25 protein-coding genes and 1 riboswitch are annotated in these 22,050 nt (G+C 74.0%); of the genes, 11 read left to right on the top strand and 14 right to left on the bottom strand.

Annotation, left to right across the window (positions count from 1 at the left end; all coding sequences use genetic code 11):
• Positions 1 to 11 precede the first annotated feature (11 nt).
• The 5 genes from ACFFKU_RS03100 to ACFFKU_RS03080 are packed head-to-tail and all read right to left on the bottom strand — an operon-like array spanning position 12 to position 4,104.
• Positions 12 to 1,076, bottom strand: a complete 1,065-nt coding sequence (locus tag ACFFKU_RS03100) for an ABC transporter substrate-binding protein (RefSeq protein ID WP_380135525.1) — start codon at positions 1,074 to 1,076, stop codon at positions 12 to 14.
• A gap of 33 nt (positions 1,077 to 1,109) precedes the next feature.
• Entirely contained in the window at positions 1,110 to 1,472 is a 363-nt protein-coding gene (locus ACFFKU_RS03095) for a metallopeptidase family protein (protein WP_380136102.1), read from the bottom strand.
• Entirely contained in the window at positions 1,469 to 1,702 is a 234-nt protein-coding gene (locus tag ACFFKU_RS03090) for a hypothetical protein (RefSeq protein WP_380135522.1), read from the bottom strand. Before ACFFKU_RS03090 ends, ACFFKU_RS03095 begins: the two co-directional genes overlap by 4 nt.
• A 57-nt stretch (positions 1,703 to 1,759) precedes the next feature.
• Positions 1,760 to 1,933: a YbdD/YjiX family protein gene (locus ACFFKU_RS03085; RefSeq protein ID WP_380135519.1), complete on the bottom strand. Its 174-nt coding sequence runs from the start codon at positions 1,931 to 1,933 to the stop codon at positions 1,760 to 1,762.
• Positions 1,930 to 4,104, bottom strand: coding sequence for a carbon starvation CstA family protein (locus ACFFKU_RS03080; RefSeq protein ID WP_380135516.1), 2,175 nt, complete (start codon positions 4,102 to 4,104; stop codon positions 1,930 to 1,932). The genes ACFFKU_RS03085 and ACFFKU_RS03080 overlap by 4 nt, the downstream gene beginning before the upstream one ends.
• Positions 4,105 to 4,274: 170 nt before the next feature.
• On the opposite strand from ACFFKU_RS03080, the gene ACFFKU_RS03075 reads away from it, so the two are divergent.
• From ACFFKU_RS03075 to ACFFKU_RS03065, 3 genes are all read left to right on the top strand, one after another.
• Positions 4,275 to 6,560, top strand: a complete 2,286-nt coding sequence (locus ACFFKU_RS03075) for an SDR family oxidoreductase (RefSeq protein ID WP_380135514.1) — start codon at positions 4,275 to 4,277, stop codon at positions 6,558 to 6,560.
• A gap of 45 nt (positions 6,561 to 6,605) precedes the next feature.
• Positions 6,606 to 7,295, top strand: coding sequence for a lysophospholipid acyltransferase family protein (locus tag ACFFKU_RS03070; protein ID WP_380135513.1), 690 nt, complete (start codon positions 6,606 to 6,608; stop codon positions 7,293 to 7,295).
• A 201-nt stretch (positions 7,296 to 7,496) separates the two neighbouring features.
• Positions 7,497 to 7,663, top strand: a riboswitch (cyclic di-AMP (ydaO/yuaA leader).
• Entirely contained in the window at positions 7,664 to 8,323 is a 660-nt protein-coding gene (locus ACFFKU_RS03065) for a transglycosylase family protein (RefSeq protein WP_380135510.1), read from the top strand.
• A gap of 24 nt (positions 8,324 to 8,347) precedes the next feature.
• On the opposite strand, the gene ACFFKU_RS03060 is transcribed toward ACFFKU_RS03065, so the two are convergent.
• A complete protein-coding gene (locus ACFFKU_RS03060) occupies positions 8,348 to 8,818 on the bottom strand; it encodes a hypothetical protein (protein ID WP_380135508.1) in 471 nt (156 codons plus the stop codon).
• A gap of 26 nt (positions 8,819 to 8,844) precedes the next feature.
• Between ACFFKU_RS03060 and ACFFKU_RS03055 the strand changes: the two genes are divergently transcribed.
• A complete protein-coding gene (locus ACFFKU_RS03055; protein WP_380135507.1) occupies positions 8,845 to 9,276 on the top strand; it encodes a hypothetical protein in 432 nt (143 codons plus the stop codon).
• A 71-nt stretch (positions 9,277 to 9,347) separates the two neighbouring features.
• Here the strand turns inward: ACFFKU_RS03055 and ACFFKU_RS03050 are convergent, their stop codons facing one another.
• From ACFFKU_RS03050 to ACFFKU_RS03030, 5 genes are read right to left on the bottom strand one after another with little or no spacing between them, the layout of a single operon-like run.
• Positions 9,348 to 10,004: a TrmH family RNA methyltransferase gene (locus tag ACFFKU_RS03050; RefSeq protein WP_380135505.1), complete on the bottom strand. Its 657-nt coding sequence runs from the start codon at positions 10,002 to 10,004 to the stop codon at positions 9,348 to 9,350.
• Complete coding sequence (locus ACFFKU_RS03045) at positions 10,001 to 11,116, bottom strand: sulfate/molybdate ABC transporter ATP-binding protein (protein ID WP_380135504.1); 1,116 nt, start codon at positions 11,114 to 11,116, stop codon at positions 10,001 to 10,003. Before ACFFKU_RS03045 ends, ACFFKU_RS03050 begins: the two co-directional genes overlap by 4 nt.
• A complete protein-coding gene (locus ACFFKU_RS03040) occupies positions 11,113 to 11,919 on the bottom strand; it encodes an ABC transporter permease (protein WP_380135502.1) in 807 nt (268 codons plus the stop codon). The genes ACFFKU_RS03045 and ACFFKU_RS03040 overlap by 4 nt, the downstream gene beginning before the upstream one ends.
• Before the next feature lie 13 nt (positions 11,920 to 11,932).
• Positions 11,933 to 12,346, bottom strand: coding sequence for a TOBE domain-containing protein (locus ACFFKU_RS03035; protein ID WP_380135500.1), 414 nt, complete (start codon positions 12,344 to 12,346; stop codon positions 11,933 to 11,935).
• A gap of 10 nt (positions 12,347 to 12,356) precedes the next feature.
• The gene (locus tag ACFFKU_RS03030; RefSeq protein ID WP_380135498.1) at positions 12,357 to 12,791 is read right to left on the bottom strand and encodes an ankyrin repeat domain-containing protein; all 435 of its coding nucleotides are present in this window, start codon (positions 12,789 to 12,791) and stop codon (positions 12,357 to 12,359) included.
• A gap of 115 nt (positions 12,792 to 12,906) precedes the next feature.
• Between ACFFKU_RS03030 and ACFFKU_RS03025 the strand changes: the two genes are divergently transcribed.
• From ACFFKU_RS03025 to ACFFKU_RS02995, 7 genes are all read left to right on the top strand, one after another.
• Complete coding sequence (locus ACFFKU_RS03025) at positions 12,907 to 13,638, top strand: DedA family protein (RefSeq protein WP_380135496.1); 732 nt, start codon at positions 12,907 to 12,909, stop codon at positions 13,636 to 13,638.
• 17 nt (positions 13,639 to 13,655) lie between these two features.
• Positions 13,656 to 14,081 carry an acyl-CoA thioesterase gene (locus tag ACFFKU_RS03020; protein ID WP_380135495.1) on the top strand — a complete coding sequence of 142 codons (426 nt, stop codon included), beginning with the start codon at positions 13,656 to 13,658 and terminating at the stop codon, positions 14,079 to 14,081.
• Between the two features lie 12 nt (positions 14,082 to 14,093).
• A complete protein-coding gene (locus tag ACFFKU_RS03015) occupies positions 14,094 to 14,717 on the top strand; it encodes a DedA family protein (RefSeq protein ID WP_380135492.1) in 624 nt (207 codons plus the stop codon).
• A complete protein-coding gene (locus ACFFKU_RS03010) occupies positions 14,714 to 15,346 on the top strand; it encodes an IMPACT family protein (protein WP_380135491.1) in 633 nt (210 codons plus the stop codon). The genes ACFFKU_RS03015 and ACFFKU_RS03010 overlap by 4 nt, the downstream gene beginning before the upstream one ends.
• Positions 15,347 to 15,491: 145 nt before the next feature.
• Positions 15,492 to 16,187: a hypothetical protein gene (locus ACFFKU_RS03005; RefSeq protein WP_380135488.1), complete on the top strand. Its 696-nt coding sequence runs from the start codon at positions 15,492 to 15,494 to the stop codon at positions 16,185 to 16,187.
• 9 nt (positions 16,188 to 16,196) lie between these two features.
• Complete coding sequence (locus ACFFKU_RS03000; RefSeq protein ID WP_380135486.1) at positions 16,197 to 18,188, top strand: ATP-binding protein; 1,992 nt, start codon at positions 16,197 to 16,199, stop codon at positions 18,186 to 18,188.
• Positions 18,185 to 18,847 carry a response regulator transcription factor gene (locus ACFFKU_RS02995; RefSeq protein WP_380135483.1) on the top strand — a complete coding sequence of 221 codons (663 nt, stop codon included), beginning with the start codon at positions 18,185 to 18,187 and terminating at the stop codon, positions 18,845 to 18,847. The genes ACFFKU_RS03000 and ACFFKU_RS02995 overlap by 4 nt, the downstream gene beginning before the upstream one ends.
• Positions 18,848 to 18,884: 37 nt before the next feature.
• Here the strand turns inward: ACFFKU_RS02995 and ACFFKU_RS02990 are convergent, their stop codons facing one another.
• From ACFFKU_RS02990 to ACFFKU_RS02980, 3 genes are all read right to left on the bottom strand, one after another.
• Positions 18,885 to 19,268, bottom strand: a complete 384-nt coding sequence (locus tag ACFFKU_RS02990; protein WP_380135481.1) for a hypothetical protein — start codon at positions 19,266 to 19,268, stop codon at positions 18,885 to 18,887.
• A 68-nt stretch (positions 19,269 to 19,336) separates the two neighbouring features.
• Entirely contained in the window at positions 19,337 to 20,533 is a 1,197-nt protein-coding gene (locus ACFFKU_RS02985; RefSeq protein WP_380135479.1) for an NAD(P)-dependent malic enzyme, read from the bottom strand.
• On the bottom strand, positions 20,530 to 21,960 hold the full coding sequence (locus ACFFKU_RS02980) for a glyceraldehyde-3-phosphate dehydrogenase (RefSeq protein WP_380136101.1): 1,431 nt from the start codon (positions 21,958 to 21,960) through the stop codon (positions 20,530 to 20,532). The genes ACFFKU_RS02985 and ACFFKU_RS02980 overlap by 4 nt, the downstream gene beginning before the upstream one ends.
• Positions 21,961 to 22,050 lie beyond the last annotated feature (90 nt).

Genomic DNA, 22,050 nt, shown 5'->3' with positions numbered 1-22,050 from the left:
GGCGGGCCCGCTCAGCCGACCACGGCCTGCGGTGAGTCCCCCGCCAGCGCGGCGGCCAGGTGCGGGACGAGGCGGTCCACGACGTACTTCTGCGACAACGGGGTCAGGAAGTACACCGCTCCCGAGAGGACGTCGTCGGCGAACACGGTCCGCCCGCCCCGGACCGCGTCGAGGGTCCGCATCGTCCCGAAGTCGAGCAGGACGGGGATGTTCTCGGCGCTCTCGGCGGCCACCACGACCACGTCGGCGTCGAGGAGGTCGGTGCGTTCACCGGAGATCAGGGCCTGCTGCCCCTCCTGCTCCGCGTAGGCCTCCAGACCCGGGGTGATGCGGAACCCGAGCTCGGTCAGGAAGTCGGTGTTCACGCCGTCGGGGTAGACGTAGAGGTTGTTGTCCCACGGGGCGCCCTGGGTGAAGGTCGCCGTGCGGCCGGCGAAGCCGGGGTTGGCGGCCCGGGCGGCGGCGTAGTGCTCCTCCACGCCCGCGATCAACGCCTCCCCCGCCGCCGAGCGACCGAGGGCACGCGCGATCTGACGGGTCTGGTCGCGCCAGGGGGCGGAGTACCGGTCGGAGCCGGTGAGACTGGTGACGGTGGGGGCGATGGCCGAGAACGTCGCCCAGTCCTGCTCGTCCATCCCCGCGTTGGTCCCGACGATCAGGTCGGGGGCGAGTGCGGCGACGGCCTCGAACGAGAACCCGTCCTCCTGGGACAGGACCGTGGGGCGGGCCTCGCCGAGGAGCCCGCGGGCCCACGGCCAGACGGCGGAGGGCTGCTCGGCGTACCACTCGGTGACCCCCACGGGGACGACCCCGAGCTCGAGCAGGACGTCCTGCTCGGTCAGGCCCACCGAGACCACCCGTCGCGGCTCGGACGGGACCACCGTGCGGCCGTACTGGTGCTCCACGGTGACCGGGAACGCGTCGGTCGGCCCCGCCCCGCCGCCCCCGCCGACCGCGGCCGTCGCGTCGGCCGTGGCCGCCCCGGACCCGGCGTCCCCGCACCCGGCGAGGACCGCCAGTCCGGCCAGGGAGGGGAGGGCGCCCAGCAGGGCACGGCGGGGCATGGTGGTGATCATGCAGCGGAGGTTAGCCTAACCTCAGCCAGACCGTCACCCCCATCCGAGCGCGTGCAGCCGCTCGTCGTCGATGCCGAAGTGGTGGGCGATCTCGTGCACGACGGTCGTCCGCACCTCGGCGACCACCTCGGCCCGGTCGGCGCAGATCGCGAGGGTGGGGTGGCGGAAGACGGTGATGCGGTCCGGCAGCGCCATCGCCGCCCACCCGTCGAACCGCTCGGTGAGCGGGGTCCCCTCGTACAGCCCGAGCAGGTCACCGGGGAGGTCGGCCGGGGGGTCGTCCTCGACCAGGACCACGACGTTGTCCATGACCCGGGCCAGCTCGGGCGGGATCTCGTCGAGGGCGTCGGCGACCGCCTCCTCGAACTCCTCCCGCCCGAGCTCCTCGGGCCTCAGGACGCCCGGGCCAGGAACATCCGCTCGGCGCCGCGGCCGAACCGGAGCCGCTCCACCGAGACGTGGTCGAGCACCGTGCGGCCGCTGCCGGCCACGATCTCGCCGACCACCCGGCGGCGGGCCTCCTCGGCGTCCCCGGCCCGGACGACGGTGCTGCTGACGACCGGGGACCCTTCGGGCGAGCCGGCACGGGTGCGGTGGCCCAGGACGTTCACGCGGTAGCGATCCATGCCGCCACTCTCACCCTGGGCACGCACCGTTGTCGACCCCTCACGTTCAGCTCGGCCTCAGCAGCAGCGTCCGCCGGGGACGGCCGCGCGGGCGTCGGTCCGCCGCCGTTCGAACTCCCGACGGGACACCGGTTCGTGGCCGTGCCGCCCGCACTCGCGGAGGTACTCCTCCCACCGGGCCGTCCCGCCGATCTCCCGCAGGTACCACCGGATGCCGGCCAGGACCCTCACTGCTGGGCGCCCGTCGGACGAGCCCGGTCGAGGTCGGCGATCATCTGCTTCTCCTCGGCGGTGGCGAACAACCCGGCGGGTTCGGCGAGCGCCGAGGGTTCGGCCGGGACCTCGGTGGTCGGCAGGGACCCGGCCCGGACGGCCTTGACGATGACCACCGCGGCGTTGGCCACCACGACCAGCACCAGCAGGGCGAAGACCGACTGCAGCACCCCGTTGGTCGTGGAGTTCGTGATGATCTGCTGCATCTGCTCCGGGGTCCGCGCCGGCGCCAGCAGCTCGTCGGCGGCCAGGGCGTCGCGGTAGCGGGAGGCCTGGGCGAAGTACCCGATGGCCGGGACGTCGGAGAACACCTTCTGGTAGCTGGCGGTCATCGTGACCACCAGGTCCCAGACGAGCGGGATCCCCGGGACCCAGGCGTACTTCAGCTTGCCGTGCTTGATCAGCAGGGTGGTCGCCAGCGTCAGGGCGATCGCCGCGAGCAGCTGGTTGGCGATGCCGAACAACGGGAACAGCTGGTTGATCCCGCCGAGAGGGTCGGTGACCCCGACGTAGAGGAAGTACCCCCAGGCGGCCACGACGGCGGCGCTGGCCATGACGTTGCCGGGACGCCAGGACAGGTCGCCGAACTTCTTCCAGACGTTGCCGACGGTGTCCTGCAGCATGAACCGGCCCACCCGGGTCCCGGCGTCGACGGCGGTGAGGATGAACAGCGCCTCGAACATGATCGCGAAGTGGTACCAGAACGCCTGCAGGTTCCCCCCGAAGGCCTCGTGGAAGATCTGCGAGATGCCGAGGGCGAGAGCCGGGGCACCCCCCGTGCGGGAGATGATGCTCTCCTCCCCGACCGCCTGCGCCGCACCGGAGAGCGTCTCCGGGCTGACCGCGAACCCGAGACCGGCGACGAACTGGGCGGCCGATCCCGGTTCACCGCCCGTCGCCCCCGCCGGGGAGTTCATCGCGTAGTAGATCCCCTGGTCGATGACCGAGGCGGCGATGAGCGCGCTGATCGCGACGAAGCTCTCCATGAGCATCCCGCCGTAGCCGATCAGCCGGACCTGGCGCTCCTTGGCGAGCATCTTCGGGGTCGTCCCCGAGGAGATGAGCGCGTGGAACCCCGAGAGCGCCCCGCAGGCGATGGTGATGAAGACGAACGGGAACAGTTCCCCGGCGAACACCGGCCCGTTGCCCTCGCGGGCGAAACTCGTCACCGCGTCGTTGGCCAGCACCGGACGGGCGATGAGCAGGCTGAGCGCGAGCAGCACGATGACGCCGACCTTCATGAAGGTCGAGAGGTAGTCGCGCGGGGTCAGCAGCAACCAGACCGGCAGCACCGAGGCGACGAACCCGTAGACGACCAGCGCGACGACCAGCGTCTCCTTGGTCAGGGTCAGCGAGTCGGCGATGCCGAGCTGGTCGACGTAGCCGCCGCCGACGATCGCGGCCAGCAGCAGCACGACCCCGATGCCGGTGGCCTCGAGGACCCGGCCGGGACGCAGGTAGCGCAGGTAGACGCCCATGAACAGGGCGATGGGGATGGTCAGCGCGATCGAGAACACGCCCCACGGCGACTCGGCCAGCGCGTTCACGACGATGAGGGAGAGGACCGCCAGGATGATGATCATGATGGCGAACACCGCGATGAGCGCGGCGACGCCGCCGACGAGACCGATCTCCTCGCGGACCATCTGCCCGAGGCTCTTGCCGTTGCGTCGCATCGAGAAGAACAGGACGACGAGGTCCTGCACCGCCCCGGCGAAGATCACGCCCACGACGATCCAGATCGTGCCGGGCAGGTAGCCCATCTGGGCGGCGAGCACCGGCCCGACGAGCGGTCCCGCCCCGGCGATCGCGGCGAAGTGGTGGCCGAAGAGCACCCGGCGGTCGGTGACCTCGAAGTCGACGCCGTTGTGCAGACGCTCGGCCGGGGTGGCCCGGGAGTCGTCGGCGCGCAGCACGCGGTAGGTGATGAAGCGCGCGTAGAAGCGGTAGGCGATGGCGTAGGAGGCCAGGGCGGCGAAGAGGATCCACAGCGCGTTGACCTCCTCGCCGCGGGCCAGCGCCAGGAACGTCCAGCAGACGGCGCCGACCAGGGCCACCAGGGTCCAGACCACCGCCGTCCGGGTCCGTGATCGGGGTGCGACGTCCGGGTTCGTGACACTCGTGCTCATGCTCCGCCTCCTCGCGGTCACCGGTTCGTGGGGGGTCGCCGCGACGACCTGCACGGAATCATCACAGGAGACTCATGGCGGGGCGGGGGCAACGCGCCCGGGTCACGGTCACGTTTCGGGCGCGTGAAGGGGCCGGGATCGAATCGTGGTTGGATTCGCGGGTGCGACTGGTGGACTCCCTCGACGGCAAGCGACTCCTGCTCACGGGGGTGACCGGCTTCGTCGGAGAGGCCCTGCTGCAGCGGCTCCTCGTCGACCTGCCCGGCACCCGCGTCCTGGCCCTCGTGCGCCCGAAGCCCGGTCAGAGCGGGGAGGACCGGATGCGCGGGCTGCTGCGCAAGCCGATCTTCCGGGCCGCCGGGTCGGTGGAGGACCTCGTCCCCTCCCGCGTCGAGGTGATCGAGGGCGACCTCGCCGACGTGCCCGAGCTGCCCGACGACATCGACGTCGTCGTGCACTGCGCGGGCGACGTCTCGTTCGACCCCCTCATCCAGGAGGCGTTCGAGACCAACGTGCACGGCACCCGCCGCCTGGTGGAGCGCCTGCTCGAGGTGAACGCGCGCGGGGAGCGCACCCCGCACTACGTGCACGTCTCGACCGCCTACGTCGGCGGTCGCCGCCGCGGGTCGGTCCCCGAGCGGGCCGTCGACCACACCGTCGACTGGCGCTCCGAGGCGGCCGCCGGTGCCCGGGTCGCCGAGCGCATCGAGGAGGACTCGCGCACCGAGGCGATGCTGCGCCGCTTCCTGCGCGAGGCCGAGCGCGACCACGGCCGGGCCGGACCGCTGTCGGTGGCCGCCGGGGCCGAGGAACGGCGCGCCACCTGGGTGCGCGACCAGCAGAAGGCCGCGGGCAAGGAGCGCGGCCGGACCCTGGGCTGGACCGACTGCTACACGTTCACCAAGGCGATGGGCGAGCGCTACGTCGAGGAGGTCGCGGCCCCCGTCGTGCCGACCTCGATCGTGCGACCCAGCATCATCGAGTCCAGCCTCGTGCACCCCTACCCGGGCTGGATCGAAGGCTTCAAGATGGCCGAGCCGATCATCCTGGCCTACGGCCGCGGGGAGCTGACCGAGTTCCCGGCCGCGCCGGACTCGGTGGTCGACATCGTCCCGATCGACCACGTGGTCAACGCGATCATCGCCGTCGCCGCGACCCCGCCGCCGCTCTCGGAGCCGCGCTACTTCCACGTCTCCTCCGGGGCCCGCAACCCGGTCACGTTCCGCGGGCTCTACGAGCACGTGCGCTCGTACTTCACCGACTTCCCCTTCGACTCCTCGCCCGAGATCCTGCCCACCTGGGACTTCCCCGGGGTCGACAAGGTCGAGCGCAAGGTCGCCATGGGCGAGCGGCTGACCACCGTCGCCGACCGGCTGCTGGCCTTCGCCCCCCGCTCGGAGCGGGTCCGCGAGGCGGCGCGCAAGATCGACACCGCGCGCGGCCGGGTGGACTTCGCCCGGCGCTACATGGACCTGTACAAGGCCTACACCGAGGCCGAGCTGCGGTTCACCGACGACAACACCCTGGCGCTGCACCGTTCCCTGGACCCGGCCGACGTCGAGCTGTTCGGGTTCGACACCTCGGTCATCGACTGGGAGCAGTACTTCGAGAAGACCCACTGCCCCTCGGTCACCGGGCAGATGCGCAAGTACGAGGAGATCCGTCGCCGGCGCAAGCAGCTGGAGAGCACCGGCCCGCGCGCGCTGACCCCGGTGGACCCCGCCGACGCGCCCGTCCTGGCCGTCTTCGACCTCGCGGGGACGCTGCTGCCCGGCACCGTCGTCGACACCTACCTCACCCTGCGGCTCTCGGCGCTGAACGCCCCCGCCCGGGTGCAGGAGTTCAGCCGGATCATGCGCAACCTGCCGGGCTGGATCGCCGCCGAACGTCGCGACCGCGGGAGCTTCCTGCGCTCGCTGTTCCGCGGGTACGCCGACACCGACCTCGGTCGTCTCGAATCGTTCATCGACGACGTATGGGCCCCCCGGATGCTGCGGGAGACCTCCTCCGACGCGCTCAAGCGCATCCAGGCCCACCGCGACGCCGGGCACCGCACCATCCTGATGACCGGCGACGTGCGCCCGGTCACCCGTCCGCTGGCCGCGCTGTTCGACGAGATCGTCTGCACCGAGCTGGAGGAGGAGGACGCGCCCGACGGCACCCGTCGCGCGACCGGCTTCCTCACCTCCCCGCCCCTGGTCGGGGAGTCCCGGGCCGCCTGGCTGCGGCGCTACGCGGAGGTCAACGGGGCCAACCTCGCGGCGAGCTACGCCTACGCCGACTCCCACTCCGACCTCCCGCTGCTCAGGGCGGTCGGCAACCCCACCGCCGTCTCGCCCGACGTGCCGCTGTTCCGGGCCGCCCGGGCCGCACGCTGGCCGGTGGCGGACTGGGCCGTGTCCTCGCCGACGCGGCGCCTGCGCCTGCCGCAGCAGGTGCTGGTCGGGACGGACTGACCCGCCCCCTCGGCCCCGCCAGAAACCGGCCCCCCAGGAGGACCAGTGAGCCAGCACCCCGCCCGTCACCCGCGTCGGGTGCACCGCAACGACTGGGTGCGCTCCGGCCCGGCGACCGCGGTCCGTTCGGTGCTGCAGCGGGTCCTGCTCACGCCGTTGATGAAGGCGGAGCTGGACGTCCGGGTCACGGGCGTCGAGGTGCTGGACCAGCTCGGCGGACCCGCCGTCATCGTCTCCAACCACTCCTCCCACCTCGACACCCCCGTGCTGCTGACGGCCCTGGGAGCCAAGCGGCGCAAGAAGATCGCCGTCGCCGCGGCCGCGGACTACTTCTTCGACGTGTGGTGGCGGGCGGCCCCCTCGGGGCTCGTCATCGGCACCTTCCCGCTGGACCGCCGGGGCGCGCCCGGGGCCAACGCGTCCTCCCGACTGCTGGCCGACGGGTGGAGCCTGGTGATCTTCCCCGAGGGAGGGCGCAGCTACGACGGGTCGCTGCGCCCGTTCAAGAAGGGCGCGGCCTACCTGGCCCTGGAGGCCGGGGTGCCGGTCGTCCCGGTCGCGCTGCGCGGGACCCACGAGGCCATGCCGCCCAAGAAGCGCAACTGGCCCGCCCCGGGACGGCCCCGGGTGCAGGTCACCTTCGGCCAGCCGCTGCACGGGTTGCCCGGGGAACGGGCGGGCGACTTCACCCCGCGCATCGCCGACGCCGTCGCGAAGCTCCTCGCCGACTCCTGAGCGACTGCCCGGGGCGGTGACCCTGGTCACACCCCGAGGCTCGGATCGGCGGCAGCGCACCACGTCCGGTCCCCGTCCGGACGCCCCCGGTGACGGGTGGGTCACGAAACGGTGTACGTGAACGCTCGGGCTTGTTACGGTCGGTCCGCTCCCGGGCCACCGGGGGCACGGTCGCGGACACGCCGAGTCCTGCCCACCTCGACCGGAACTGCGCTTCACGCGGGCAGGAGCGGGGGACCCACACGTTCTCCGGACCAGCACCTCCGCGGTGCCCGGTCCTCGGGGTGAAGCCGCCTGCGGGCGGCCGGGTCAATCCACCTTCGACCCGAACCCGACAGCTCACCTCGTAGGCGTTGGAGGTCACCTCGATGTCTGCTGCCCCGATCCAGCCTGCCCGTCGGTCCGCGCGTCTGCTGCGCAAGGTCGTGCTCGTGGCCGCCGCCACCGGTACCGCCTCCGCCGCCCTCGTCGCCACCTCCGGCTCGGCCTCCGCCGCCCCGGTCTCCGAGTGGGACCGCCTGGCCCAGTGCGAGTCCACCGGCAACTGGCACATCAACACCGGCAACGGCTACTACGGCGGCGTGCAGTTCAGCCGCAGCACCTGGCTCGCGTTCGGCGGCGGGCAGTACGCGCCCCGCGCCGACCTCGCCACCCGCGAGCAGCAGATCGTCGTGGCCGAGCGCACGCTCGCCCGGCAGGGCTGGAACGCGTGGCCGTCCTGCTCGCGCAAGCTGGGCCTCCGCGGTGCGGCCGACCCGGTCGGCGCCGAGCAGCGCCTGCTGGCCCCGGCCCCGGCCCCCGCGCCCGCGCCGGCCCCGGCCCCCGCGCCGGTCGAGCTCGCCGCCCCCGCTCCGGCCCCCGCCCCTGCGGCCCGGACCGTCACCGTCGCCCCGGGCGACACGCTGTACCGGATCGCGGTCAACAACCGGGTCCCGGGCGGCTTCCGCGCCCTGCACGACGCGAACCGGGCCGTCATCGGCAACGACCCCTCGCGCATCCACGTCGGCCAGGTCCTCGTCCTGCCCTGAGCGTCCTGACGGACGTACGCTCGCTCAGCGCCCTGGTGCCTGCTCGGGGGACAGGCACCAGGGGGCGGCGAGGCGGGCCAGGCCGGCGGCCAGCAGCCCGATCGCCGCAGCCACGAGGACCCGCTGAACGGGTCGGTCGGTGATCGTCACGACGGCGTAGGACCCGAGCACCGCCACCGCCCCGACCGGGACCGTCACCAGCCGGTACCGCCCGGTGGGGCCGAGCTGCCGGAACCGCGCCGCCATGTGCAGCAGCAGGGCCACGACCAGGGCCAGCGCGATCCCCGCGAGCGTGCCGGCGGCGGCCCCGTAGATGGTGGCGATCTGCCGCAACCCGGCGACACCGGGATCCGAGAACGTGATGGCGGCCGCCCCGGTCAGCCCGCCGACCACGAGACCGCCCGCTCCCCCGGCCAGCATCAGCCGGCCCACCACGGCGGCGCCCACCTCCGACGGCAGGGGACCGCGCCGCGGTCGGGGCGTCCTGCCGATCATGGCGACGATTCTCCTACGCTGCGGCGATGGGGACCGCCTGGACCGTCTTCCGCGCCTGGCGGAACCTGCCGGTCACGACGCTCGCGGTGCTCTGGGCCCGTCGTCACGGCGCCACCTTCACGCTCGGTCCCGACCTGTTCGTCGAGTGCTCGGGGATGCCGCCGCGGACCTTCGGGCGCGGGGGGACGACCGTGGGCAACGCCTGGTTGTACGGCGACCTGGGCGGGGACCGACGCCGGCGGCACGAACTGCGGCACGCCGACCAGTACGCGCTGCTCGGCACCCTCCCCTTCCTCGCCCTGTACGGCCTGAACGCCGCAGTCACCCGCAACCGCCCGCACCGCAACCTGTTCGAGCGCTGGGCCGGCCTCGCCGACGGCGGCTACACCGCGGGGACCCCACCCCGATCGCACCCACCCCTCCGTGATCAAGGAATCCGGCGGCGCCTGATTCCTTGATCACGGAGGGGTGGGGGGCCGGTCGGGACAGGCGGAGGGTGGTGGGAGGTTCCGGAGGTGGGGGGAGGTCGTCAGGATCCGTCGACCCGCTGGTCGAAGACGTGCCGACGGACCCAGGCGTGCATGGCGACGGCGGCGGCCGCACCCACGTTGATCGAACGGGTCGAACCGAACTGGGAGATGGCGAGGACCGCGACGCAGGCCGCGACCGCCTCCTCGGAGAGCCCCGGACCCTCCTGGCCGAAGAGCATCACGCACTCCCGGGGCAGGTCGTAGGTCTCCAGCGGGACCGACCCCTCGACGTTGTCGATGCCCACCACCGGAAGTTTGCGCGCACCGGCCCAGGCGACCAGGGCGGCCACGTCCTCGTGGTGGCTCACGTCGAGGTAGCGGTCGGTCACCATCGCGCCGCGACGGTTCCACCGCCGCTGCCCCACGATGTGCACCCCGGCGACGTTCACGGCGTTCGCGGTCCGGACGACCGAACCGATGTTGAGGTCGTGCTGCCAGTTCTCGACGGCCACGTGCAACGGGTTGCGACGGGTGTCCAGCTCGGCGACGACGGCCGCGTTGCTGAAGTAGCGAAACCGGTCCTCGACGTTGCGGCGGTCCCCCTCGCGCAGGAGCTCGGGGTCGTAGCGGGGATCCTCGGGCCAGGGGCCCACCCACGGCCCGACCCCGACCACCCGTTCCGGGGTGGTGGCGGCCGTCGGTTCCTCGTCGTTCACGTCCCCGATCCTGACGCACCCGCCCTGTCACCTCCGACCGCGTGCACCCCGACCGCGGTCGCCTTGACGACGACGACCACCTCCGCGCCCGGGACGAGGTCCAGGGCGGCCGCCGCGGCCGGGGTGACGTCGGCCAGGACGTCGTGGCCGAGGACCCGGGTGCGCACGCGCACGACGTCGCCGCGCGGTTCGAGCTCGACGACCGTCGCCGGCCACCGGTTGCGGGGGCTGCCCCCCGGGTCGGTGACGTGCACGGCCACCGCCGAGGGGGCGAAGATCGCCACCGCCTCGACCCCGGGCGGGCAGTCCGGGTCGCGTCGGCCGGCGATGCGGAACCCGTCCGGCGCCACCAGCCCGTCCTCGGTTGCGGCGCCGCGCACCAGGTCCAGCCCGGCCAGCCGGGCCCCGAACCCGCTGCGGGGCCGGGACAGGACCTCGGTGACCGGGCCCTCCTCGACGACGCGACCGGCCTCGAGGACGACGGCCCGGTCGGCCAGGGCCAGGGCGTCCAACGGGTCGTGGGTGACCAGCAGCCCGGCCCGCCCCTCGTCCCCGCGCAGGATCCGGCGCAGGACGTGGCGGACCTCGGGGGCGGCCGCGACGTCGAGGGCGGCCAGGGGTTCGTCGAGCAGCAGCACCCGCGGGTCGGCGGCCAGGGCGCGGGCGACGGCCGCCCGTTGGGCCTGCCCCCCGGAGACCTGGGCGGGGCGGCGCTCGCCGAGCCCGTCCAGCCCCACCTCCGCCAGCCGTCGGCGGGCCGTCCGGTGGGCCTCGCGACGGCCGACCCCGGCGCTGCGGGGGCCGAAGGCCACGTTCTCGAGCAGCGTGAGGTGCGGGAAGAGCCGGGCGTCCTGAGCCAGCAGCCCCGCCCGCCGGCGGTGCACCGGGACCCGCACGCCGGCCGCGGGGTCGTCGACCAGCTCACCGGCCAGCTCGATCCGTCCCCCGCCGGGGGCCAGCAACCCGGCGACCAACGACAGCACCGAGGACTTGCCCGCGCCGTTGGGACCGAGCAGGGCCACCACCTCGCCCGGGGCGAGGCTCAGCCGGACGTCGAGGTCGCGGTCGGCACGGCGGACGTCCAGCCGCAGCACCGGCGTCGGCCCGCTCATCGCACGCCCCCGGCGAGGCGCCCCCGGAGGGCGACGACCACGACGAGCGAGACGGCGACCAGCAGCAGCGACAGGGTGACCGCGGCGTCCGGGTCGACCTCGCGCTGCAGGTAGATCTCCAGCGGCAGCGTGCGGGTGCGGCCCTGCACCGAGCCGGCCAGGATCAGCGTGGCGCCGAACTCCCCCAGGGATCGCGCGAAGGCCAGCACCGCGCCGGCCAGCAGCCCGGGAGCCACCAGGGGCAGGGTGATCCGCAGCAGGACACGGCCGGGCCCGGCCCCGAGCGTCGCGGCGACCTCCTCGTAGCCCTGCGCGGCGCTGCGCAGCGCCCCCTCCAGGCTCAGCACCAGGAACGGCATCGACACGAACGTCTGGGCCAGCACGACCGCGACCGTGGTGAAGGCGACCCGGACGCCGAGCGCCTCCAGCACCGGTCCCAGCAACCCCTGCCGACCGACGGTGAAGAGCAGCGCGAGCCCGCCGACGACCGGGGGCAGGACCAACGGCAGCAGGACGACCGCACGCAGCAGGGGCAGTCCGCGCCCCCGGGAACGGGCCAGCACCAGGGCCAGCGGCCCGCCGAGCAGCAGGCAGCACAGGGTGCTCGCCCCCGCGGTCAGCAGGGACAGTCGCAGCGCGTCGAGCGAGGCGGCGGAGGTCAGCAGCGGACCCACCCGGGGCCACGGGACCCGGACGAGGACAGCCACCAACGGGGTCGAGAACAGCAGCAGCCCGAGCGCGGCCGGCAGCAGGACCCAGCGGGGCAGCGCGACGGCGGGTCGCTCGACCCGGGCTCGGCTCACCCGAAGGCCGGCCTCACGCGAGCCGACCCTCGGTCTCGACCACGACCGTGGTGGCCTTGACGACGGCCACGGCCCGGCGACCGGGGGCGAGGTCGAGCTCCTCGGCCGCCTCGCGGCTCATCAGCGAGACGACGCGGTGCGGTCCGCACTGCATCTCGACCTGCGCCATCACCCCGTCAGCGACGACCCGGGTGACCAGGCCGACGAAACGGTTGCGGGCCGACCGGGCCACCCCGGTCGGGTCGGCGGGTCCGCCGCGCGAGGTCGTGCGGGCGACGGCGAAGGCGGCGAGGTCGGCCCCCTCCACGACGAGGCGGCCCGCGTCGTCGGGGCCGGCCGGCAGGGCCCCCGACTCGGTCCAGCGGCGGGCGGTGTCGTCGGAGACGCCGAGCAGCTCGGCGACCTCACGGATCCGGTAGTGCGGCACGGAGGGCAGGTTAGCGCCGCAGCTGCGGGCCGTCGGGGTCGACGGGGGTGGCGCGGTGCCGCTCGATGAGGTCGGCCATGTCGGGCAGCTCGAAGAAGGCCGCGACCGCCCGGCCCGACTGCCGACCCAGGTCCGGGTCGGCGCCGGCGTCGAGCAGGGCGGTGACGACGGGGGCGGCCCGCCGGAACACCGCGGCGGACAGCGCCGTCTGCCCCTTGTCGTTGACCCGGGCGTGGTCGGCCGAGCGGGCCAGCAGGGCCCGGACGGTGTCCTCGTGCTGGTGGTAGGCGGCGAGGATGAGCAGGGTGTCGCCCTGGGCGGTGGTCAGGTCCACGGGGACGCCCGCGTCGACGCGGGCCGCGAGCGCCGCGGTGTCACCCTCGCGGGCCCGGTCGAAGGTGTCGTGCAGGTAGTCGAGTTCGTCCGGGGTCAGCTCGTCGGTCACGCCCCGATCGTCGCGCGATCCCGCGCCCGCCCCACCCCGAGCCTCCTCGCTTCACAGCGAACCTTCACCCTGAAGGAGGCCTGTGGCCACCCCCGGGGCACTTACCCTGAAGCACGTGTCGTTCCTCGCCGAGTTCTCGGCCGCCGTGCCCGCCGCCGCCCCCGCCCTCCTGCCCGGGTGGCTCGAGCCGACCTCGCTGCTGAGCACCCTCGGTGACGCCGCCCTGTGGGGCGCGGCCGCGATCGTGTTCGCCGAGTGCGGGCTGCTGATCGGCTTCTTCCTGCCGGGGGACTCGCTGCTCTTCTCGGTGGGGCTGTTCTCCCACCAGGGGATCGTGCCGCACGCGCTGTGGCTGTGCTGCGTGGTCCTCTCGACCGCGGCCTTCGTGGGCAACGTGACCGGGTACGAGATCGGGCGCAAGGCCGGTCCGGCGATCTTCGACCGACCCGACTCGCGGTTCTTCCGTCGCTCGCACATCGACAAGACGCACGAGTTCTTCGAGAAGTACGGCCCGCGGGCGATCATCCTGGCCCGGTTCGTGCCGATCGTGCGGACCTTCATCACGGTGGCCGCGGGCGCCGGTGCGATGCCCCGCCGCACGTTCTTCACGTTCTCGGCCATCGGCGCGCTGGCCTGGGGGACGGGCGTGACCGTCCTCGGCTACCTGCTCGGCGGGGTCGCGCTCGTGCGGGACAACATCGAGGTGGGCCTGCTGGCCCTGGTCGGCGTCTCATTGATCCCGATCGTGGTCGAGGTGCTGCGGGCGCGGGCCAAGGCCCGGCGCGAGGTCACGGGCGGCCCGGCGGCCCCCGTCGCCCCCCGCACCACCGACGACGTCGCGTCCTGAACGACCCCGCGAGCACCGTGGCCCGCCGACGCATCCTGCTCGAGCTCCGCTGGGGCGACATGGACGCCTACCAGCACGTCAACAACGTCCAGATCATGCGGTTGCTGGAGGAGGCCCGCGTGCGGGCCTTCGGCCTGGCCGCGCCCGACGGCAGCGCGGCGATGCTCGCCACCGGCATGGTCGTGGCCGGCCACACCGTCGACTACCTCGCGCCCCTGGACTACCGGATCGCCCCGGTCGCGGTCGACCTGTGGGTCGAGCGGGTGGGCGGGGCGAGCTTCACCGTGGGGTACGAGATCCTCGAACCGGACGCCGAGGCGGTCGGCGAGCTGCGGACCTACGTCCGGGCGAGCACCACGTGCGTCGCCTACGACTTCTCCGCCGGACGACCCCGGCGGCTGCGCGACGACGAACGGGGCCGACTGGCCGCGCTGGGCGCCTGAGAGGATCGCCGGGTGTCCGACTGGCTGGCGCAGCTCGCCGACCCCGACCTGGAAGGTCTGGGCGCGCTGGGCCTCTACGCCCTGGTGTTCGGCATCGTCTTCGCCGAGACCGGGACCCTCATCGGGTTCTGGCTCCCCGGCAGCAGCGTCCTGTTCACCGCCGGTCTCGTCGCCGGGCGCGACGACAGCCCCGTCTCGGTGTGGGTCCTGATGATCGGGGTGACCCTGGCCGCGATCGCCGGGGACACGGTCGGGTACTGGACCGGCCGCCGCTTCGGGCGGCCGTGGGTGGTGCGTCGGGCGGGCAAGGCGGCCAAGCACCTGCCCAAGGCCGAGGCGTTCTACGAGCGGTACGGCTGGTTCGCCGTGGTCGCGTGCCGCTACATCCCCTGGCTGCGGGCCTTCACCCCGATCATCGCCGGCACGGCCGCGATGCCCTACGCCAAGTTCGCCTCGGCCAACGTGGTCGGGGCGTTGAGCTGGGGCGCCCTGCTGGTCCTGGCCGGTTACGGGGCGCACTCGCTGCCCTGGATCCGGCCCGTCGCCTACACCATCGCCGGCACGGCCATCCTGTTCTCGATCGTCGCCCCCGTCGTCCACGCGGTGCGCCGGCGGCGGGCGCGCGGTCGCTCGTGACCCCGGTCCGGCCGGTGCTGGGCGGGCCGGTGCGCAGCGAGATCGTGGTCGACCGGTCCCGGTTCGTCTGCGACCTGCGCGCGGTCGCCGACGAGGGGGCCGCCGCCGACGCGCTGAGCGGGATCCACCGCGAGTTCCACGACGCCCGGCACCACTGCAGCGCGCTCGTCCTCGGCGCGCACGGGGAGGTCGTGCGCTCCTCCGACGACGGGGAACCCTCGGGCACGGCGGGCGCTCCCATGCTGAGCACGCTCACCGGGTCCGGACTGACCGACGTGCTCGCCGTCGTGACCCGCTGGTTCGGCGGCATCCTGCTGGGCAGCGGCGGACTGGTCCGCGCCTACTCCGCGGCGGTGGGCGCGGCGCTCGAGGAGGCCGTGGTCGTGGCCCGGCACGAGGTGCGGTTGTTCGCCCTGGAAGCCTCGCCGGCCGCGGGTGGACGGGTGGAGTCGTTGCTGCGCAACCGGTTCGGTGATCGCGCCGTGGAGGACACCCGGTGGGGGGCGCAGGGCTGGTCGGCCACCCTCGCCCTGCCCGTCGAGGGTCCCGGGGTCGAGGCGTTGACCGAACCGCCCTTCGGGACCTCGATCACCGCGACCGAGCTGGGGACGGCGGTCCGTCCCCGCTGAGGCGGCCGGACGTCCCGGGCGCGGGCCCGGGAAGTCGGGCGCGGCGCCCCTGCCGCTCGGGACGCCGGGCCCAGCAGGCTCGGTCACGGCTCCCCACCGGGAGCCGGGCGGAACCCTCGCCCCGTCCCGAACCCAGGAGTCCCCGTTGTCCTCGCTCATCACCTCCCCCGCTCCCACCCCCGTCCCCACCGACGGGACCCGGCTCGACCGGTCCCGCTCGTGGGCCGCCGCCGGCGTCGTCGCGGCCCTCGCGGGGGTCGCCTCCGTCACCGTCGTCTCCGGCCACCTCGACGCGGTCTACGGCGGGGGGACCGACCCCGCCGTCATCGTCGGACGGATGGCGGAGCAGAAGTTCTGGTTGATCGGGCACCACGTCGCCAACCTGGTCGCCGCCCTGCTCCTGCTCGTCGTCGCCGCCGGTCTGACGCGACGCCTGCGGTCCCGGTTGCCCGAGGGGTCCCTGCTGCCCGCGGTGGCCGCCTCCGGGCTCGGACTCGTCTCGGTGGCCGGCCTGCTCGGCACCGGTCTGACCACGGAGCTGCTGTTCGCCCTCATGCACCCGGAGGTCGTGGTCCCGGCTCCCCTGGTCTTCATGGGCTACTGGACGGGCACCATCGCCTGGCTGTGGGTCGGGGCCGGTGTCACCGGCGTCTGCCTCGCGCTCGCCGCGTTCCGGCACCGCGCCGTGCCCGTCTGGATCGGTGTCGTCAGCCTCGTCCTCGGCGGGCTGACCCTGCTGCTGGGTCTCTCCCCCCTGCAGTACATGGCCGGGATGACCGGTCCGGTGTGGCTCCTCGTGGTCTCGCTCGGCTTCCTTCTCGCCGACGGCCGGCGCCGGTAGGTTCCGACGATGCCGGTGCAGCAGGCGCCCCCGGAGGGTTCCACCGCCGCGGAAGGGACGGCGGCGGGACCCGACGGGGGCCGCCCGCGTCTCGCCCTCGTGGTCGCCGTAACCGCCTGGACCCTGGCCGGGGTGGGGTTGGTCGCGGCCCTCGCCAGCGGAGTCCCGCTGGGCGGGGAGTCGGTCTTCCTGTTCGTCGACGCGATGGTCGCCGTCGTCTACGGGGCGCTCGGCGCGATCGTGCTCGCCCGCCGTCGGCACCCGGTGCCCTGGATCCTGGCCCTCACCGCGCTCGGGGACGGGCTGGCGGTCGTCGGCGGCGGGGCGATGCTGCTGGCCCTCGGCCGCCCGGGCTGGGAGTCGGTGGCCCCGTGGGGGTTCCTGTTCGGCGTGGCCTGGGTCCCCGGCATCCTCGCCCTCTTCACCGTGGTGCCCTGGCTGGTCCGCAACGGACCGCTGGGCCGGGTCGGCACCGCCGGGGTGGTCGCCGGATCGCTGGTGAGCGTCGGCGCCACCGTCCACCAGGTGTTCCTGCGCGACGTCGCCGGGTACTGGTGGGCCGTCGCCGCCTGTCTCGTGGGGGCGGCCGCGACCGCCGACGCCGTCCACCGGTCCCGACGCGGGATCCCCGAGGACCGGGTCGGGATGGTCTGGTTGGCCTGGGGCACCGGGATGATGACGGTCTCCTTCCTGCCGCTGACCGCGCCCGCCCTGGCCGGGTGGATCCCACCCGTCGTCGTGCCGCTGCTGCACCTGGCCGTGCAGGCGGTGTTCCCGGCGGCCGTGCTCGGGGTGGTCCTCCGGCAACGGCTCTGGGGGATCGACCTGGCGGTCAGCCGCACCGTGACGGCCGGCGTGCTGACCCTGGCCCTGCTCGGCGTCTACGTGCTGGTCGCCAGCGTCACGACGGCGTTGCTGCCCGAGCCCTCGCCGGTGCCGGGTCAGGTCCTCGCCGCGGCGGTCGTGGCCCTCACCGTGCAGCCCTCGCGCACCTGGGTGCGCCGCCGGGTGTCCCGGCTCGTCCACGGCGAGGCCGCCGATCGCGCCGCCTCGCAACGCCTCGGCGAGCAGTTCACGCGGTCCGCGACGGCCGAGGACCTGCTCGGCGGCCTGACCGCCCGCATCCGTGAGGGGTTGCGGCTGGAGTCGGTCGAGGTGCACGGCGCGGGTCGCGCGCCGGTGCGGGAGGGGCACCCGACCGGGCCCGCGCTCGTCGTCCCCCTGCTCCACGGGGGCCGGGAGGTGGGGGAACTGCGGGTGACCGCCCGACCCGGCGAGTCGCTGGGCGCCCGCGGGCGACGACAGCTCGACGACCTCGGCGGCATCCTCGCGGCCGCGCTCGCCCTCGTGCACGCGGGGGCCGACCTGGAACGCGAACGGGACCGGGTCACCCGGGCCCGGCTGGCCGAGCGCCGGGCGCTGCGCCGGGAGATCCACGACGGTCTGGGGCCGTCGCTGGCCGGGCTGCGGCTGGGGATCCAGGGGGCCCGCAACCTGGTCGGGACCGATCCGGACGGCGCGGGCGCCATCCTCGACGCCCTGCAGGACGAGCTGGACCTGCGGATCGACGACGTCCGGAACCTGTCCCGGACCCTGCTGCCGCCGACCCTGGAGGATCTCGGCCTGGGGGCCGCCGTGCGCGAGCTCGCCGAGAAGCTCAGCTCCCCCGGCTGCGCGGTGCGCGTCCGCTGCCCGGAGGCGAGCGACCTGCCCGCCCCGGTCCGGACCGCGGCCTACGGCATCATCGGCGAGGCCGTGCTGAACGCCGTGCGGCACGGGTCGCCGACGCAGGTGGGGGTCGAGGTCGTGGTGGGGCCGGACCGGGTGCGCGTCGAGGTCGCCGACGACGGACGCGGAGTCCGCGCCGGGGCCCCGGACGGGGTCGGTACCCGCTCCATGCGCGAACGCGCGGAGGAGCAGGGCGGCCGCCTCGACCGGTTCCCGCGCGAGGGGGGTGGCACCGTCGTCGTGGCGGTCCTCCCCACGGGCGGGCAGGAGTGACCGCGGGGGAGGTCGCCCCGGGCATCCGGGTCGCGATCGTCGACGACCACCCGCTGTTCCGGCTGGGGGTGGCGGCGATGCTGGGGACGCTGCCGGGGATCGAGGTCGTCACCCAGGCGGCCTCGGCGGCGGAGGCCCACGCGCGGATCGACGACACCGTGGACGTCGTGCTCATGGACCTGCACCTGGGTGAGGACTCGGGCATCGAGACGACCCGGGACCTGCTGCGCAGCCGCCCGGACCTGCGCATCCTCGTGGTGACCATGCTCGAGGACGACGAGTCGGTGATCGCGGCCGTCCGGGCCGGGGCGCGGGGCTACCTGCTGAAGTCGGCCACGCCCGCCGAGATCGAACGGGCCGTCCGGGCCGTGGCCAACGGCGAGGTGCTGCTGGGGCCGCAGGTCGCCGCCCGGGCCCTGGCCCAGCTCTCGGGGGCGCGCTCGGTCGGCCGGGACGCGTTCCCGGACCTCACCGACCGCGAACGCGAGATCCTCGACCTGATGGCCCGCGGTCACGACACCGCGGGGATGAGCCGGCGGCTCGTCCTCTCGCCCAAGACGGTGCGCAACCACGTCGCCAACGTCGTCGCCAAGCTCGGGGTGGCCGACCGCACCGCGGCCGTCCTGCGCGCCCGGGAGGCGGGGCTGGGCGGGGACTGACGCGACGCCGGTCAGGCGTCCCGGTCAGCGCAACCGGTCAGCGCAACCGGTCCACGAGCCGCTGCGCCTGCCGGGGGGTCAGCCCCGGCTCGGTCTCCTGCAGCACCTTGGCCAGCTGCGCCCGGCCCCGGCCTCGACCGGGATCGATGTCGTCGCGCAGCGCCAGCGCCCGCAGCCGGTCCGGGGACCAGTGCTCCGCGTACTCGTCGAACGCCTTCTGCGCCTGGAGGCGGCGCAGCCGGCGCAGGGTGACCCAGAACCGCACCGCGAAGAACGCGGCGAGGACGACCCCGATGAGGACGTCCCAGCCGAAACCCTGGGCACCCTGCCAGACCGCCAGCGCGGCGCCGGCGAGGAAACCCACCACGCACGCGACCAGCACGATCCGGAGGGACAGCGGGGTCCTGGTCGACGCGGGCACGACCCGAGTCTCGCAGAACCCCGCCGCCACCCCCGGACCGCGGCCGGGGCGAGCGGGGGCGGGCAGGGTCAGGCCCGGGCGACGCCCTCGGCCCGGGCGGCCGCGGCGACCGCCGCGGCCACGGCCGGGACGGTCCGCGGGTCGAACGGGTCGGGCACGATCTTCGTGACCGACAACTCGTCGGCCACGACCCCGGCCAGGGCCTCGGCCGCGGCGAGCCGCATCCCGACGGTGATGCGGGTGGCCCGCGCGTCGAGGGCCCCCCGGAAGATCCCGGGGAAGGCCAGCACGTTGTTCAGCTGGTTCGGGAAGTCGCTGCGCCCGGTGGCGACCACGCTGGCGTAGCGGTGCGCCAGGTCCGGGTGGACCTCCGGCGTGGGGTTGGCCATCGCGAAGATGAAGCAGCCCGGGGCCATCCGGGACAGCGCCTCCTCGCCGACCTGACCGCCGGAGACCCCGATGAACACGTCGGCCCCGGCCAGGGCGTCGGCGGGCGTCCCCTGCCGCCCCTGCCGGTTCGTCCGCAGCGCGAGGGCGAGTTTCGCCCCCTCGATGCCGGGGCGGTCGGGGTGCAGGATCCCGGTCCGGTCGGTGACCGCGACGTCGCCGACACCGGCCGCGACCAGGACGTCGGCGATCGCCGTGCCCGCCGCCCCCGCCCCGGAGACGACCACGCGCAGGTCGGCGAGCTGCCGACCGGTGACCGCGGCGGCGTTGCGCAACCCCGCCAGGGTCACGACCGCGGTGCCGTGCTGGTCGTCGTGGAACACCGGGATGTCGAGGGCCTCGTCGAGACGTCGTTCGATCTCGAAGCACCGGGGCGCGGAGATGTCCTCGAGGTTGATCCCGCCGAAGGACGGCGCCAGCCGGACCACGGTCTCGACGATCTCGTCGACGTCGGTGGTGGCCAGCGCGATGGGCGTCGCGTCGACCCCGCCGAACTTGGCGAAGAGCAGGGCCTTGCCCTCCATGACCGGCAGCGAGGCCGCCGGACCGATGTCGCCCAGCCCGAGGACCGCGGTCCCGTCGGTGACCACGGCGACGGTGCGCGGGGCGGACGTGTACTCGAAGCGGAGTTCCGGTTCTTCGGCGATGGCGGTGCACACCCGGGCCACCCCGGGGGTGTAGACGATCGAGAGGTCGTCGCGGTCCTCCAGCTTCACCCGCGAACCCGTCGCGGTCTTGCCACCGCGGTGGGCCAGGAACACCGGGTCGGCAGGATCGATGCCGACGGGCACGGTCGTGGGTTCGGTGACGGTGCTCATGCGGGAACCTCCTCGTTCTCCTGGACGCTCGGACCGGCGACGTCGACGCCGGGCTGCAGGGGCGGGAACACCGGGAGGGTGACCCCCTGCATGGTCGCGGCCACCCGGATGACCTGCTCGGAGTACCCGCGCTCGTTGTCGTACCAGACGTAGAGGACGACGTTCGGAGAACCGTCGGCGATCGTCGCCAACCCGTCGACCACGCCCGTCTTGCGGGTGCCGACGAAGTCGGTGGAGACGACCTCCGGGGAGTCGACGTAGTCGATCTGGTCCTGCAGCGACGACCCCAACGACATGCCCCGCAGGTAGTCGTTGATCGTGCTCTTGTCCACGCCCTCGGCCAGGGTGAGGTTGAGGATGGCCAGGGACACGTCCGGGGTGGGGACGCGGATCGAGTTCCCGGTGAGTTTGCCCGCGAGCTCGGGCAGGGCCTTGGCGACGGCCTTGGCCGCCCCGGTCTCGGTGATGACCATGTTGAGCACGGCGGAACGTCCGCGCCGGTCGCCCTTGTGGAAGTTGTCGATGAGGTTCTGGTCGTTGGTGAACGAGTGCACCGTCTCGACGTGGCCGTGCACGACGCCGAAACGGTCGTTGACGGCCTTGAGGACCGGGGAGATGGCGTTGGTCGTGCAGCTCGCGGCGCTGGCGATGCGGTCGCGCTCCTCCAGCGTCCCCTCGTTCAACCCGTGCACGATGTTCTTGACCTCGCCCTTGCCGGGGGCGGTGAGCAGGACGCGGCCGGCGCCCCGGCTCTGCAGGTGCCGGCCCAGACCCGCGGCGTCGCGCCACCGCCCGGTGTTGTCGATGACGAGCGCGTCCTCGATGCCGTGGGCCGCGTAGTCGACGGTTCCGGGGTCGTCGGAATAGATGAACTGCACCGGGGTCCCGTTGGCGATGAGCCGCTCGTTCTCCTCGTCCACCGTGAGCGTGCCCTGGAAGGCGCCGTGCACCGAGTCGCGGCGCAGCAGACTGGCCCGCTTCACCAGGTCGTTGCTGGATCCGCGGCGCACGACGACGGCGCGCAGCTGCAGACCGTAGGGGTCGTCCGCCTGCTCGATGAGGATGCGGGCGAGCAAGCGCCCGATGCGCCCGAACCCGTAGAGGACGACGTCGCGGCTGCCGGCCGGCGCGACCCCACCACCGCCGATGACCTCGGCCAGCGCGGCACGCACGTGGCCCTCGAGATCGACGCGCGAGGCGCTCCCGCCGAGGCGGGCGAGGTCCACCGCGCAGGGGGCCAGGTTCAGCTGGGAGAGCAGGCGGACGAGTTCGAGGCTGTCCTCCAGGGACAGTTCCACGTCGTCCACGCGCCGGGCGAAACGGTGGGCCTTGATGATCGCCACGGCGGACTTGCCGACCAGGCTGCGGCCGTGGACCGTCGGGATCACCCCGTAGTCGCGGTGGAGCCGTCCGATCAACGGCACCATCGCCTCGGCGAGCCCTACCTTGAGGGTCCAGGTCTGATCAACCACGTCTGCGTCGCTCCTTCGGTTCGGTGTCTGCGTCTCGATGTCTTC

Source organism: Kineococcus gynurae (assembly GCF_042433995.1).
Classification (GTDB): Bacteria; Actinomycetota; Actinomycetes; order Actinomycetales; family Kineococcaceae; genus Kineococcus; species Kineococcus gynurae.
Note: the sequence above shows the minus strand (reverse complement) of the source record. Positions and strands in the feature narration are given on the sequence as shown.

Excerpts from the sequence above, each read along its gene's own strand:
- ACFFKU_RS03065 (WP_380135510.1), top strand. The coding sequence starts at position 7,664 with ATGTCTGCTGCCCCGATCCAGCCTGCCCGTCGGTCCGCGCGTCTGCTG.
- ACFFKU_RS03055 (WP_380135507.1), top strand. The coding sequence starts at position 8,845 with ATGGGGACCGCCTGGACCGTCTTCCGCGCCTGGCGGAACCTGCCGGTC.
- ACFFKU_RS03045 (WP_380135504.1), bottom strand. The coding sequence starts at position 11,116 with ATGAGCGGGCCGACGCCGGTGCTGCGGCTGGACGTCCGCCGTGCCGAC.
- ACFFKU_RS03100 (WP_380135525.1), bottom strand. The coding sequence starts at position 1,076 with ATGATCACCACCATGCCCCGCCGTGCCCTGCTGGGCGCCCTCCCCTCC.
- ACFFKU_RS02985 (WP_380135479.1), bottom strand. The coding sequence starts at position 20,533 with ATGAGCACCGTCACCGAACCCACGACCGTGCCCGTCGGCATCGATCCT.
- ACFFKU_RS03060 (WP_380135508.1), bottom strand. The coding sequence starts at position 8,818 with ATGATCGGCAGGACGCCCCGACCGCGGCGCGGTCCCCTGCCGTCGGAG.
- ACFFKU_RS03080 (WP_380135516.1), bottom strand. The coding sequence starts at position 4,104 with ATGAGCACGAGTGTCACGAACCCGGACGTCGCACCCCGATCACGGACC.
- ACFFKU_RS03000 (WP_380135486.1), top strand. The coding sequence starts at position 16,197 with ATGCCGGTGCAGCAGGCGCCCCCGGAGGGTTCCACCGCCGCGGAAGGG.
- ACFFKU_RS02980 (WP_380136101.1), bottom strand. The coding sequence starts at position 21,960 with ATGGTGCCGTTGATCGGACGGCTCCACCGCGACTACGGGGTGATCCCG.
- ACFFKU_RS03090 (WP_380135522.1), bottom strand. The coding sequence starts at position 1,702 with ATGGATCGCTACCGCGTGAACGTCCTGGGCCACCGCACCCGTGCCGGC.